This window comes from Spirochaeta isovalerica (assembly GCF_014207565.1).
Lineage (GTDB): Bacteria > Spirochaetota > Spirochaetia > DSM-2461 > DSM-2461 > Spirochaeta_F > Spirochaeta_F isovalerica.
Genome location: NZ_JACHGJ010000009.1, coordinates 133,303 through 147,398 on the forward strand (window position 1 = coordinate 133,303; position 14,096 = coordinate 147,398).

Consider the following 14,096-nt stretch of genomic DNA (forward strand, 5'->3'; position numbering starts at 1 on the left):
CTCCGGGATTATCGTCTTTTTTTCCGTTTTGACGGTTTGATTTCTATACCGCCTAAAAATAGAGTTCCATGAAGCTTTATGGTGGGATTGCCGGGGTGGAAATCTCCCGACAGCTTATTTTCTATTCCGGCGAGAAGAGGCAGACCGGAGACATCGACATTTACCCCTTCGGGGACGCGAAGCTCGATACCGCCGAGAGCACAGAAGTACTCATATTCTGTGGTACCGGGCTCCAGTTCGGCCTCGGTAAAGTCCAGTTCGACTCCACCCATAAAGACCATTATTTTATTACGGCGGGCCGGCTTCCATTTTCCCTTCCGCTTAATCCCGCTGAGAACACCCATGATGGTTTCTTCCCTTTCATCCGGAGAAGATGGCTCATCCTTAACTTCCGGCTCTTCCTCTTTCAAGTCGGAAACCAGTCGTTCCAGGTCTTCTTTGAGATCCGTGTTTATAGCCAACTCTATTCTCTTTTCCAGCTCTTCGAGAGAAATCTCTCCGTGGGCATAACTGTATTCCAGTCTTTTTACGGTACGATCCCGCATCTCTTCAATCGATATCATAAGAAAACATTAAAGAGATGACGCCCTGCTGTCAATCAAAATCCATCGTTCCACCGGCCTTATTCCTCTCGCCTGCCGTACTGGAATCGTACAGGACTGATCCACAGGAAAGCAGGAGAGGACGTCCCGGATAATTACAGGGCGAGCTTTAAGACATTATAGACATCGGACTTCTTCAATTTGACAAAATTTCCGACTGTCGTTGTATCGCCGTTCGTCGCTTTATCAGCCATTTCCTCCAGTCTGGATTCATCAATGCCGACGCCATCAAGACGGACAGCCAGTCCCAAAGACTCGAGAAATTGCTCAAATGCCGCGATTCCGGCAAGAACTGTCTCTTCATCGGATCTGAATTTCTGCTCGACGTTCATAACCCGGACGGCCCACTGGGCAAATAACTTAATATCATGTTTGTAGTTATACTTCATCCAGGCTGGAAAAATCACAGCCAGGCCGGCTCCGTGGGCGATATCATAAATACCGGAAAGCTCATGTTCGATATCATGGGAAGCCCAGTCTCCTATCCTGCCGGTATTAAGAGAATTATTATGGGCGAAAGTGCCTGACCACATGATTTCGGCCCAGCCGTCATAATTTTTACGGTCGGAGAGAACGACAGGAGCATACTCCATGATGTTTTTCAATGCTCCCTCAATAAGCCTGTCTGTCAGTCCGACCGGTTTGGCATTGGTGAAATATCTTTCGAGAAGATGGGCCGTCATATCGGCGATGCCGCAGGCTACCTGAAAATCGGGAAGGGTATATGCAAGCTCGGGATTCAGAATGGAAAAAACAGGATATAGAACTTCATGATCAAAGGGTCTTTTAAAATTACCCTCTTCTTTTGTTATTACGCTTCCCGTACTCGATTCACTTCCCGCCGCGGGTATGGTCAGGACAGTCGCTACGGGCAGGGCTTTATCCGCCGATCCCTTTCCTGTATAAAGATCCCAGACATCGCCTTTGTAGTAATAACCAACGGCAATGGCTTTTGCTGAATCGATAACGGATCCACCACCGACGGCCAGTATCAGGTCAATATTTTCTTTATGACACAGATCGATTCCTTTGCGGACGAGAGATAGACGGGGATTGGGTTTCACGCCGCTTAGTTCAAAGACAGTTAACCCCGCCTCCTTGAGCGAAGCAACAATCCGATCATAAAGACCGGACTTCTTTATGGAACCGCCCCCATAATGGAGGAGTATATTTTTCCCGTAAGCCGAGGCTTCTTTGCCGACCTCGCGTTCTCTTCCTTTGCCGAAAATTATTTTTGTTGGATTATTAAAGGTAAAATCTTCCACATATTTCTCCTTCTCTTTAATGTAATACCAAAATTAAAGATCGGGGGGTTAATCATTTACCAAAGGTCGTCTTTTTTCACTCCTGCAACAGAAAGGAGATCCCGCAGTTCATTCATTGTTTCTTCCAGCCCCGACTTAGTCAACGCTTCGCATCGAATTGTCAAATGGGGCTGTGTATTGGAACTCCTTAACATCCAGAAACCTTCTTCCGTAGAAACTCGTATACCGTCGATATCCGTATGATCCCTACCTACGGAACGCAATTGGCTTTTCAATTCTTCGATAACGCGGTGCCTTTCCTCCGAAGTCAGTGATACCCGGATCTCCCCGCTGTCATGATAGACGGGAAAACTGTCAACAATTTCATTGAGGGAATCCTCTTCCCCATTAAGAAAATTGAGCAACTTAATAGCCGCAAAGAGTCCGTCATCAAATCCATAATTCTCCTGAAAGAAAAAATGACCGCTGGTTTCTCCAGCCAGACCGATTGCCTCTTCCTTCATCTTGGCTTTCTGGTTGGTATGTCCAACCTTCCACATTAATGGACTGCCTCCCATGGCGAAAATTTCGTCATAAAAAAAACGGCTCGCTTTGACTTCACTCATAACTGTGGCGCCGGGGAAACGGCGGAGATAATCCCGGGAGAACAATACGAGCAATTGATCTCCGTAAAGCAATCGCCCTTTTCCATCAACTGCGGCCATACGGTCTCCATCTCCATCAAGAGCGATTCCAAGATCCGCTTTTTCCTCAAGAACCTTCCGGCTGAGCATAATCGTGTTTTCAGGAAGAGAAGGATCGGGATGATGGTTCGGAAACCTTCCATCCACTTCTCCGCAGATGAGAATATGATCACCGGGAATCTTCTCGAGCAATGAAGAGAGAATGATGCCGGCGGCTCCGTTTCCGGGATCCCATACGACTTTTAGATTTTTCAATAAGCGTGTATCAAGAAATTTGAGCAGATAATCCATATATTCCGGAATAATATTTCTCTGAGAACACAATCCCTCTCCCACTGCGAACACTCCTTCCCGACAAATGCTGCCGAGATTCACAATATCCTCTCCGTGAAAGGAACCTTCATCTGTGAGAAATTTAAAGCCGTTATACTCCGGCGGATTGTGGCTTGCCGTGATCATAAGCCCCGCCTGAATTTTCAGCGCATTCACACCGAAATAAACCGCTGGAGTGGGGATTAAGCCACCATCGACGACATCGATACCCGCATCAATCAATCCGGAGATGGTGCTCTCCGCCAGCCTTTTTGATGAGAGCCGACCGTCTCTTCCCACTAGGCAGTTCTTCTTGTTTTTAAGTCTGAGCATAGTACCGAACCCTCTGCCGACAAAATAGGCATCCTGATCACCGAGGTTACGATCGACAACTCCCCTGATATCGCATTCTTTTAAAATGTCCGAATCGAAAGTATGTTTCATTTTCTATTTTCCCTTTTTTCACGGATGGGGAGAATAACCCGGAATAGAGCTCCTCCGGAAACGCTCTTTTCAACAGAGATTTCTCCTTCAAACTCATTGACCATATGTCTGGTGATTGTCAGACCTATACCGTTCCCGGAAAAGCCCTTCCCCATGGTATTATCGCCTCTGTAAAACCTGTCGAATATCCGTTCCCTGTCAGTATCAGGAATTCCGCAGCCGGAATCTTCCACTTCCAGACAGAGCGCACCGGGAATCTGAAAGAGCTTCAGACAGACCCGTCCCTGTTCCGGCGTGTATTTAATGGCATTTTCATAAAGGTTGTAAACGATCTGACGAAACCATCCGGGAACACCGAATAGCGGCATCACTTTTTTGCCTATCTCAATTTCCGTATGGATACATTTTTTACCGGCCATCGGAGCCAGAGTTCTTTCAACCTGCTCAAGAGCCAGCACGGGATCGATCAGGCTTTTTGTAACATGTCCCATTTCTCCTTCGATCTTCGAAAGCAGCAGGAGCTCGCTAATGAGTTTTTTAAGCCTTTCCGTTTCGACTTCAATGATATCCAGAGCAAGAGACCTGTCTTCCTGTTGAAGGGTGTCATAGGATTTGAGGGTTTCCACAAAACCGCTGATGACTGTCAGAGGCGTTCTCAATTCATGAGAAACATTGGCGACAAACTCATCTTTAAGCCTTTCAAGACGTCTCATTTCCGTTACGTCTCTGAGAATGATGAGATAACCGGAGCGGGTGTAGGGCTCGTATTTACTGGTGACGATTTCTACATCGATATCGAGTTCCACTCCCGATTTTTGCTTTATGGTAAAATTATATCCCTCTCTCCGATCGGAGGATTCATCTATTTTGTCGAGTATCTCCGAAAGAGCTTCACAGTCCTTTTCCCTTTGTCCCCGGATATGAAACAAACTGAGTTTGTTCAGATTCAAAAGCTTCTCCGCTTCGGGATTGACAAGAGTCACCTCGAGATTATTATCAACCATGAGTATTCCAGTATGGAGGTTGGAAAGAAGAGTATTGATCCGGCTGTACTTGCTGTTATCCGCTTCCACCAGAAAGTTGTAGCGGTCAACAAGAGCATTGAATTCCTCAGCCAGCTGATTGAGCTCTCCATCCGTGCTGTTGATGGATATTTTATTAAATCCGCCTTTCGCCGCTTCTCTCGTATGATGGAGTAAGGTTCTGAGCGGTTTTTTATAACGACTGAGCAAATAGGCTCCGGCGGTTCCCGACAGGAGGATAACAAGCAGAATAATCAGAGAAATCATACCGCCATAAAAGATTATGAGTTTTCTCTCTTCATCAACATTGTATGTAAGAGAGATTAAAATATCCTCGCCGTTCAATTCGACTTTTCCCGCCGTTGAGATTGTAAGAATTCCCGAACGGACACCTCTTAAAATGCTCTCGGCGAAGCCTGAGTTTTTCGCTTCCATCAGAGATGCGTTGATAAACTTGCCTGGAATCAGCTCCGAACCGAGATTTGAATCGGCCAGCAGGTTGGAGTCCATATCAACGATAACGACACGAGCCGAAATTATCTCAGCCTGTTCAGCCGCAACAACCTGAAAGCTGCTGTGCTTCAGCTCCCGCCGGATCTGTTCAATGTCGTCAAAGCCCCTTTTTTCTGTTTGCTTCACAAGCAGATTCAGAGAAAAGAGAAACAATATGAGACCGCAAATCAGCAGAGTCAAAATATTCAAGGTCAGGAGAACAGGATAAAATCCTCTTTTCATTTACCAGTCATCCGGCTTTAAAGCCTTCTCCGCGTATAGTGATGATTTCACATCCCCGGGCGCCTTTTTCATCGAGCTTTTTCCTCAGGTTCCTGATATGGACATCGAGGGTCCGGCCCATCTCTTCGGGAGAGAGATCAAAAATTTCTCTGGCAAGCCGCTCCCGGGATACAGTCAATCCCTTATGCTGAAGCAGGATGAGGAGGATTCTGAACTCGGTCTGGGTCAGCTCGATTTTTTCATCAGCAGCCCTGACGAGAAACTTCTCCTTATCAAGGGTAATGTTTCCAAGAGATAACAGTACCGGCACGGGAGAGGAAGTCAGAAGTTCCACCTGCCTCAGCGCCGCGTTGATCCTGAGATAAAGCTCCTCCAGGTTAAAGGGCTTTGTGACATAATCATCAGCCCCGCTCTTCAGACCGGTAATTTTATCCTTACCTTCACTTTTCGCGCTGACCATGAGAACGGGAATTCTTTTCGTCCTCTCATCCTCTTTAAGGCGCCGGCAGACTTCAACACCATCGATGCCGGGAAGCATGATATCAAGCAGAATCAGGTCAGGAGACTTCTTCAGAGCTATCTCCAAAGCCTCTTCTCCGCTTTCCGCGGTAAGGCTGTTAAAGCCCCTGGCCTTCATGTTCATTTCCAGCATGGTGAGAATATGTTTTTCATCATCTACGATGAGAATGGTTTTTTCATTCATAAAACGATTGTACTACATCAGTTTTCCACCGGCTATATTCTTTGTTGTCTTTCCATCGAAGAGAACATACCTGTCTCCGGGAAAAGAGAGCCTGGCTTCTTCTCCTACAGCAAAGTCGACATCACCGAACACAACGCTGGTGAGAATAGATCCGTCTATATCGATTTTTACTATCGTTTCCATTCCCGAAGGAAGGGTGGAATAAATTTTGCCTTCAACGACTCCCTTCTCATCGAGAACGATATCTTCAGGCCGGATTCCAAGAAGCAGTTCCTGGTCAGCCTGAATCGTCACACTTGACGAAACAGGCTCGAAAAGGAATTCCATCTTTTCATGAGTCAGCTTTATTTCGTCGAGATTGACATTGCTTCCTTTGACTTTCAGGATATTGATATTGGGACTGCCTACAAAATCAGCTACAAAAAAGTTGGCGGGATAACGATAGATATCCAGTGGAGGCTGAAACTGCTGCAGAAACCCGTCTTTGAGCAGGCAAATCTTTGTCGACAAAGTCATGGCCTCAAGCTGATCGTGGGTCACATAGACGAATGTCGACCCCGTTTCAACGTGGAGCCTCTTCAACTCGGTTCTCATCTCCATTCTCAGTTTCGCGTCAAGGTTGCTAAGCGGTTCATCCATGAGAAGTATTTTCGGTCCCGTCGCCAGAGTCCGGGCAATAGCCACTCTCTGCTGCTGACCGCCGGAAAGCTCCGAGGGATACCGGTCTGCAAACTCATCGATTCTCAACAGGTGAAGCAGCTCCTTCACTCTGACCTCTATTCGCGATTTCTCCCACTTCATATTCTCCAGGCCGAAGGCTATATTTTTATAGACCGTCATATGTGGCCAGAGGGCGTAATTCTGAAAGAGAAAACCGACATTCCTTTTGTCAGGATTGATATCCACACCGGTTTCTGAGGAAAAAACGCATTCCCCGTCGATATAGATTTCTCCTTCAGAAGGAGTTTCCAGTCCGGCGATCATTCTGAGAGTCGTGGTTTTACCGCAACCAGAAGGCCCCAGAAGGGTAACGAACTCCCCGTCTTCTATAGTAAGGTTCAGGTTATCGACGGCAACAGCCTTTCCGAACCGCTTTGTTACATTTACAAGTTTTATTTCCGGCACTTTACTGCCCTCCTATACCTTTGTCTATGGATGCCCCGGTCACTTTATTGACCACCGTGTTGCTGAAGACGACAAACAGAACAATCAGAAGATTGATGGCATTGGCATATTGATTCCACCCTTTTTCGTTGTACTGAAATAGCATCGTTGTCAGAATTCTGGTCGATGGCGTAACCAGAAGAATAAAAAGGGAAAGCTCCCTCATGCTCGAAATAAACGGAAGAAGATATCCCGATAGAAAACTCGATTTCTGGATGGGAATGATGATCCTCGTCATCCTCTTGAACCATCTGATCCCCTGAATTGTACCGGCCTCTTCAATTTCGTTACTCAGCTGATGCATGGCGCCGACGCTTGCACGGGATGCGAATGGCAGATATTTGACAGCTCCCACCAGAACCAGTAAAGCAAAGGTTCCGTATAGAGGGGGAATAAATCCTCTTCTGGCGGCAAACATGGACAGATAAATAGCTCCGAAAGCCATGGAAGGCATGAGATAGGGGAAAAATGCCAGATTGTTAACCAGAAGGGAAAGCTTCGAGTTTTTCTTTTTTACAATGGCGTAACCGGCCAGGATTCCCACAGAACCGGCGATGAAAGCCACCAGAACCGACAGTTTTACCGAATTCCAGAGCCCTTGGAGAATACTTGTGTTTCTCAGAATTCCCGGTTCACCGTTGGCTATCTGCGGATCCCCCGCTCCTGTCCAGAAGAGCGTTGTGAAGTTGCTCAGGGAATAATTGCCCGGTTCCATAATAAATGATTCGACGGCAAAGGTAAAAAGCGGTGCAATACAGACGACCAGAACAAATAGCATCATGAAAATCGATACAGGCCATCGGAAGGATCTCAGTTTAATCAAAGCGATATTGGAACTTTTCCCTGTGATCGTTGTGTAACTTTTCCGCGTTCCGACTATCCGCTGATTGACTCCCAGAATAAGAACGCCGATTGCAATCATAATAAGAGCCATTATATAGCCGTAGCCCGGATTGAGTCCGTTCAGTGTCCTGTACATCTGAGTCGTAAGAACCTGATAACGTACAGACGTTCCCAGAAAAGCCGGTACGGCGAAAGCGCTCATGGCGCTTGAAAAGACGAGAAGAAATGTGGAGAGCATGGCTGGCATGACTATGGGAATTGTTATGCGGCGCATGATTTTTCCTCTGGAAGCTTTCAGAATAAGAGCGGCTTCTTCCAGGTTCGCATCCATATTGCGAAGAATTCCGCCTATGAGGATATAAGCGAAAGGAGCGTAGTGAAGCCCCAGGACGACTATAATCGGAAAGGGTCCGTAGGCGAACCAGTTAGCGGTTTCCAGACCCGTCAATGCTGTAAAAATTCCCGGCGTCCCTCCGATTCTGGAGTTCTTGAAAAAATTCAGCCAGGCCATGGCTAAAGTCCATGATGGCATGATATAGGGAAAAATAAACAGCGTGGACAGCATTCCTTTAAATCGGATATTTGTCCTGGTGACCAGCCAGGCGACCAGTCCGCCCAGGCTTATAGAGATAAAGCACGTTCCGAAGGCCACGACCAGAGTATTGAAGAACGGCTGATAGAAAACCTTGCGGCTTGTGGACTCGATAAGAACTTTACTCCAGTGATAGAGTGTGAAGTCCCCCACTTTCGCGCCTTTGACGCGCATCAGTTCCGACTGATGGACAGTGAAGGTATCCAGTATGATCGTGACAAGAGGCACAACGGTCAGATAGATGAGGATGAAAGCCAGAGACAGCAAAATGACATTGTGCGGCTTTTTGAGAAACGTTTTCAGTCTGTTTCGGTAATTCAAAACTATATCCTTGAGAAGAAGGCGGGGAGCATATCCCCGCCCGGTTTATCAGTAAATATACTCGTTCAGGAATTCTTCAACATCAGCTCTGTTTTCGAAACAGTAAGCCGGATCTTCCGCGACGAGGATCTCAACCCAGGTTGTCATAGGATGGTCCAGAGGCTGAAGGGGAATGTTGGGGTTGGAAGAGTATGTTCCCAGGTCTTTCCCCCATGGAGCGAATCCCTCTTCAGTAAGTAGATATTCAATGAAGAGTTTTGCCGCATTGGGATGAGCCGCGTTAGAATCCATAAGAGCGTAAATGGGATAATAAAATCCGGAAAAGGGTTTCACATTCATCATGGGTTCAAGTGCCAGATTCTTTGACTCCTTGTACCGGAACTTCGAAAATACGAAGAGTCCGGCATTATTCGGTTTATTCTGGCCTTTAATACCGATTGTCTCTGCCGTAGTTGTATCTGATGTGGTGAGAATAAGATCATTTTCCAGAATGGCTTTAATCCATTCATACCCGGCATTGGGCGTTGTCAGCCGGATTTCTTTTCCGAAATATTCTTTATAGGCAGCCGCGATCTCATCAGCGATTTCCGGTTTGGTCACCATGGTCAGGAAGTTGGCATTCACCCCCTCCTGGAAGGGGTTCTTGAATTGGAAAAAACCGGCCCATTCGGGAGTGGTCAAAGCCCAGATGTTATCGAAGGGAGGAACAGGTGCGGCTTCATCATTGTAAATGAATACTTTGTTAATAAAAGCAAAGGAAAGAGGATTCTGGAACTCTTCGGGAATAATATCCTTCATTGTCGGAGGAACATAGTTGTAGAGGTAACCGAGATTAATCAGCTCTCCCATGACCCGTCCGCCATCCTGGGCGATAACAAAGTCCGCTCCCACCGCTCCGGTGCTTCCTTCTTTGGATATTTTTTCAATAAGTTCGAAGTCTTTGAGATTCGTATCCTCGACTTCTATTCCGTATTTGGCAGTAAAAGCTTCAGCGGCGTTGGCGATCCGGCTGGTGATGGAGTACACCACAACTTTTCCTTCAGCCTGAGCTGCTGCAACCAGCTCTTCATGTGTCATGGGCTTTTCGTCAACGGCGGGAGCGGCGCTTTCTTCCTGAGCACCACCGGCAAACAGGCTCAAACCTGAAAACAGGAAGAGAGCAAGAACCATTGACATCAATCCGGTTAATCGTTTCATCTTTTTCTCCTTTGTAAAGATTTCTTAACTGTCTTAATGTTAAGATTCCTTTACAATTATGTCAAATTGTTTCTTGCATATAATCGATAAGGTAATTCCGCTAATAGTTTTCAATCCTCACCAGACCGGATTTCTTCAGAACCAGCACTTTATGGCTGAGTTCTCCATCAAGCTTTATGACCATATGGATCCTGTAGACCCTGGTACCCTGGATCTTTTTCATTTTCCCTTTTTCGAGTCGATAAAGTGTCTCTTTGGGATCATCCATCTCCTTTAGCCAGGAATCAACCTGAAAGCGGATTATTTCCGTTAGAGATTCCAGCCTCGTGTGGTTGCTCCTCAGGGCGTTTCCCCTGATTTTCATTATCTTCCGGTAATGTATGACTGTATTGGGGGGAATGATCTTTCGGAAGGGATTGTCCCGCGCGAATCTGATATCGAGAATATCTCCCGGTAATCTTACCGGTTCCGTAAACTCAACCATACCCGAAGATCGGCCGGCTAATGTTTTCAGAGCCGGGTCAAAGAGATTTATCTGCTGATCCGTTGTCAATCCGGGTAGGAGGTTCCCGAAAACCTTTCTGAGGACCTCTTTGATTCTGTCTTTCATAATATAGGAGATCACCATGACCAGAATCCACAGAGAGCTGTTTTCCGGTGAGACTTTATCTGCTACAATCGCCGCCGTTACAGCGAAGAACATGGCGAGGCCGGCAGCCGTCCCGGCAATCAGATGTCCTATTCGATTGGGGGTTCGGCTGTACTGGCTATTCATATACATGGCGCTCTGGGACCACTTTTTCAGCATGCTGTCCCTATAAGCCATCTTCTCTCCGCAATGAGGCTGATTTTCATTGTAGAGATATTCATAATTCATGGATTGTCTGTATTTCTCTTCCCCGGCCAACAGATCTTCTATCATTTTCCGCTGGGGGATATCCGATTCCGGATCACAATAACCATGAAGACTGATAAAGCTCTTTTCAGTGATAATGCTGATTGATTCATCAGCCCATCGAAGAGCTTCCCTCAGCGTTTCATTAATATGAGGATCGAGAAAACGTGCGTGAAGACTGCGGAACCTATGAAGAAAGGCGTCAACAGTGGTAAGCATATCGAGAACCCTTTCCCTGTAAATTTCCGACAGGTTGTCTTTTCTTATCTCCCTCCTGATCAAATCCACAAAGTTTCGGGTTTCAGCTCTGTAGAGATTGCATAGGGTCTGCAGTTCATAAATTACAGATTTCTCAAAACCCCGTCTTTCTCCCCCCACCGACTCGAGAAGAGTTTCGAGTCTCGTTAAGGGGCTTAAATCAAAATCAGGATCGAGAACCTTTTCAAGGGGGATCAAAGGAGAGGAAAATCTCGTATTAATCTGCATACTGTTGAGGAAATCCAGATGAGAGATCCGCTTTTCCGTAATGTGAAGCTGGGGAGGAAAAAAGAAATAACAGTCCAGTCTGTATGCGGACAGCTTTTTCGATTTCAGGGGATAGGTCAATTTCAGCTCGATCTGTTTATGGCTGTGTTGTCTGACTGAACAGTTGAGGTCGCTTAAATGATTATAACTCATATTCAATTTTCCCTTCGACAATTGTAAGCAGTATCTTGAATTCTTCATCGAAAGCTGTGAGGTCGGCAGAATGTCCCGGCATGATGAGTCCGCGATCCTTATCCAATCCGAGAATTCTAGCGGGGTTTGTGGTCGCCATGGCAATGGCATCGGAGAGGGGAATACCCCAGGACACCAGATTCTCGATCCCCTTGATCATTGTCAGAGACGAGCCGGCCATGACATTATCCGATTCCCTGTAGAAGACTTCATCCTCAAGGTATACAGGTTCGCCGTTAGCCATAAGATGTCCTTCGCTCTGCATCGTCGGGCCGAGAGCGTCAGTAACCAGCACGATTTTATCCAGAGGCTTATCTCTGTGAAGCAGTTTGATAAGGGCCGGATGGACATGATGTCCGTCGGCAATGATTTCGCAGGAGATTTCCGGATGAATGAGAATGGCTCCGATACAGCCCGGATCCCTGTGATGCAGTCTCCTCATGGCATTGAAGAAGTGGGTTGAGTGCATGATACCCGCCTGCATGCCTTCCAGCATGTTTTCATATGAAGCGTCTGTATGCCCTGCCGAAAGAATGATTCCTTTTTTAAGGCAATAAATGGCCAGCTCTCTCATGTTCTTCAATTCGGGCGCCACGGTAATCAGAGTTATCTTACCTTTACCGATTTTTTCATAAGAGCGCATTCTCTCCATATCCACTTCTTTCAAAGCCGAAGCGTCCTGCGCACCCGACTGAAGCCTGGAAATAAAAGGTCCTTCCAGATGAAGGCCGATTATTCGCGCCCCCTTTTCCCGGCCGACAGCCCGGACGCCGGCTTTTATGCAGGCAGAGAATTTTCTGTCTTCCTGTGTGTATATGGTGGGGCAGAAAGATGTGACTCCGTATTCCGTCAGGCTTTCTGAAATTTTCAGAATCGACTCGTCCGAGGCATCCGAGGTTTCGTATCCTCCGAATCCGTGAATATGAGAATCGATAAATCCCGGGCAGAGGATCGACCCTTTCAAATCGATAAACCGCGTGGATTCGGGAAGATTGAGCTTTACCAGACGATTGCTTCCCACGACATCAAGGATTTTTCCATTACCGACTATGACAGCACCGGATGGGATATTCATGGTCCCTGTGTATATTTCAGCATTATGCAGGCATAACAATTGTTCCATAATAATATCCTAATTCAATAATCAATTCGAAACCACAGGATGTCAGAATCGCAACAAAAAGTGGAGGAATGTCACATTGTAGCCCCTGTGAACCTGCTTTAAGATGAAATCAAATAACAAAGGAGAATGGAAATATGAAAAAGACATTGATGATTTTTCTGTCGCTTGCAGTCCTTGCGCTTCCCCTGCTGGCTGGTGGAGCCCAGGAAGAGGAAGGACCGATCACCATTAAATTCTGGACCCATGAAGACCCGAACAGAACAACGATCGAGGAAAGGTACATTGCTGAATTTGAAGCATCCCATCCCGGAATAACGATCGAAAGAGTCACAAATTCAAGTGCGAAAATGCCTGAATTACTTCTGACCGCCTTCGCCGCTAACGAAGGACCACACATTTTCAATACCCAGATAGAAGATGGATACGCCTATATCGCCAATGGAAGAGTCGCTCCTATCGACCCGGTTATCGCTGGATTTAAAAGCAACGATGAACTTAGAGACTCCTACGTAAAAGGTGTTCTCGACGCTGTGTCCGAGGACGGAAACATCTACGGACTGCCGCTGGAACTGACGAACTGGGCGCCTTATATAAACAAAAGAATTTTCCGTGATGCCGGACTTGATCCGGAAAAGGATTATCCTCGAACCTGGGAAGATATAGTTGCCGTCTCCGAAAAAATCGTCAAGAGAGAAGGACAGATCATAACCAGAAGAGGATTTGATTTCCGTTATCCCTACTATTTGGTTTCCGTAGTCCCCATGGTAGAACAGCTCGGAGGGAAGTTAATCAGCGATGATGGAAAAACAGCAATTGTAGGAGATGACGCCTGGTTGAAACTTCTTCAATTTATGGCTGACTGGGGTCCCAGCGGGTTGAATCTCGGTTCGCCGACTTATAAAAACGCCAGAAAACTCTTCAATGCCGACAACAACGATATGGCCATGGCAATGAGCGGACTCTACCAGGAAGGACGAATCAGAGCCGACAACCCCGAGTTTTACGAAAGCGGAGACTGGATGGTCATTCCTTTTCCCCAGTTTGAAAACGCTGTTAAGGAAGTCGCTTCCGCTTATTACGGACACTTTTATATGGTGAACAGCCAGAAACCAGAGAGAGAGCAGAAAGCGGCCTGGGAGTTTATTACTTATATGCTTTCCCATTCGGAAGAATATCTGACAGAAGTCGGCTTAATCCAGCCTACGAAAAAACTGATGTCTTCATCGACTTTCGCTAGCATCCCCTATGCCGATGTATTCGCTTCCGATATGGAAAAGGGAAACATCGTTTATTATGCCGAGAACAGCGCGAAGATTCAGGAACTAATCAAAGAGGCAATCGAAGGTGTTATGCTCAGCGGCATATCTCCGGAAAAAGCACTGGCTTCCCTGAAGGTTAAAGCTCAGGAAGTACTCGATCAGGAATGATCATTTCAGATTATTGATTAACAATTCAGAACGGGGCGGCTGGCGCCCCGT

The 14,096-nt window shown here is 46.6% G+C and carries 11 protein-coding genes; 1 reads left to right on the forward strand and 10 read right to left on the reverse strand.

What is annotated here, in order from left to right; genetic code table 11:
* Window positions 1-8: 8 nt before the first annotated feature.
* The 10 genes from HNR50_RS18795 to nagA form a co-directional block, all read right to left on the reverse strand.
* Window positions 9-563, reverse strand: coding sequence for a DUF1707 SHOCT-like domain-containing protein (locus tag HNR50_RS18795; RefSeq protein WP_184748346.1), 555 nt, complete (start codon window positions 561-563; stop codon window positions 9-11).
* Between the two features lie 134 nt (window positions 564-697).
* The gene (locus HNR50_RS18800) at window positions 698-1,867 is read right to left on the reverse strand and encodes an iron-containing alcohol dehydrogenase (RefSeq protein WP_184748347.1); all 1,170 of its coding nucleotides are present in this window, start codon (window positions 1,865-1,867) and stop codon (window positions 698-700) included.
* 56 nt (window positions 1,868-1,923) lie between these two features.
* Window positions 1,924-3,306 (reverse strand): phosphomannomutase/phosphoglucomutase, encoded by a 1,383-nt coding sequence (locus HNR50_RS18805; RefSeq protein ID WP_184748348.1) that lies wholly within the window; start codon window positions 3,304-3,306, stop codon window positions 1,924-1,926.
* Window positions 3,303-5,063: a HAMP domain-containing sensor histidine kinase gene (locus tag HNR50_RS18810; protein WP_184748349.1), complete on the reverse strand. Its 1,761-nt coding sequence runs from the start codon at window positions 5,061-5,063 to the stop codon at window positions 3,303-3,305. Before HNR50_RS18810 ends, HNR50_RS18805 begins: the two co-directional genes overlap by 4 nt.
* Before the next feature lie 7 nt (window positions 5,064-5,070).
* Window positions 5,071-5,766: a response regulator transcription factor gene (locus tag HNR50_RS18815; RefSeq protein WP_184748350.1), complete on the reverse strand. Its 696-nt coding sequence runs from the start codon at window positions 5,764-5,766 to the stop codon at window positions 5,071-5,073.
* A 12-nt stretch (window positions 5,767-5,778) separates the two neighbouring features.
* On the reverse strand, window positions 5,779-6,891 hold the full coding sequence (locus tag HNR50_RS18820) for an ATP-binding cassette domain-containing protein (RefSeq protein ID WP_184748351.1): 1,113 nt from the start codon (window positions 6,889-6,891) through the stop codon (window positions 5,779-5,781).
* A gap of 1 nt (window position 6,892) precedes the next feature.
* Window positions 6,893-8,686, reverse strand: coding sequence for an ABC transporter permease (locus HNR50_RS18825; protein ID WP_184748352.1), 1,794 nt, complete (start codon window positions 8,684-8,686; stop codon window positions 6,893-6,895).
* A gap of 48 nt (window positions 8,687-8,734) precedes the next feature.
* Window positions 8,735-9,883, reverse strand: a complete 1,149-nt coding sequence (locus tag HNR50_RS18830; protein ID WP_184748353.1) for an ABC transporter substrate-binding protein — start codon at window positions 9,881-9,883, stop codon at window positions 8,735-8,737.
* A 100-nt stretch (window positions 9,884-9,983) separates the two neighbouring features.
* Complete coding sequence (locus HNR50_RS18835; RefSeq protein ID WP_184748354.1) at window positions 9,984-11,456, reverse strand: hypothetical protein; 1,473 nt, start codon at window positions 11,454-11,456, stop codon at window positions 9,984-9,986.
* Complete coding sequence (gene nagA, locus HNR50_RS18840) at window positions 11,446-12,618, reverse strand: N-acetylglucosamine-6-phosphate deacetylase (RefSeq protein WP_184748355.1); 1,173 nt, start codon at window positions 12,616-12,618, stop codon at window positions 11,446-11,448. Before nagA ends, HNR50_RS18835 begins: the two co-directional genes overlap by 11 nt.
* Window positions 12,619-12,752: 134 nt before the next feature.
* On the opposite strand from nagA, the gene HNR50_RS18845 reads away from it, so the two are divergent.
* Entirely contained in the window at window positions 12,753-14,045 is a 1,293-nt protein-coding gene (locus HNR50_RS18845; RefSeq protein ID WP_184748356.1) for an extracellular solute-binding protein, read from the forward strand.
* Window positions 14,046-14,096: the final 51 nt, after the last annotated feature.

Coding starts and splice junctions, on each gene's coding strand:
- HNR50_RS18795 (WP_184748346.1), bottom strand. CDS start 563: ATGATATCGATTGAAGAGATGCGGGATCGTACCGTAAAAAGACTGGAA.
- HNR50_RS18805 (WP_184748348.1), bottom strand. CDS start 3,306: ATGAAACATACTTTCGATTCGGACATTTTAAAAGAATGCGATATCAGG.
- HNR50_RS18810 (WP_184748349.1), bottom strand. CDS start 5,063: ATGAAAAGAGGATTTTATCCTGTTCTCCTGACCTTGAATATTTTGACT.
- HNR50_RS18815 (WP_184748350.1), bottom strand. CDS start 5,766: ATGAATGAAAAAACCATTCTCATCGTAGATGATGAAAAACATATTCTC.
- HNR50_RS18830 (WP_184748353.1), bottom strand. CDS start 9,883: ATGAAACGATTAACCGGATTGATGTCAATGGTTCTTGCTCTCTTCCTG.
- HNR50_RS18835 (WP_184748354.1), bottom strand. CDS start 11,456: ATGAGTTATAATCATTTAAGCGACCTCAACTGTTCAGTCAGACAACAC.
- nagA (WP_184748355.1), bottom strand. CDS start 12,618: ATGGAACAATTGTTATGCCTGCATAATGCTGAAATATACACAGGGACC.
- HNR50_RS18845 (WP_184748356.1), top strand. CDS start 12,753: ATGAAAAAGACATTGATGATTTTTCTGTCGCTTGCAGTCCTTGCGCTT.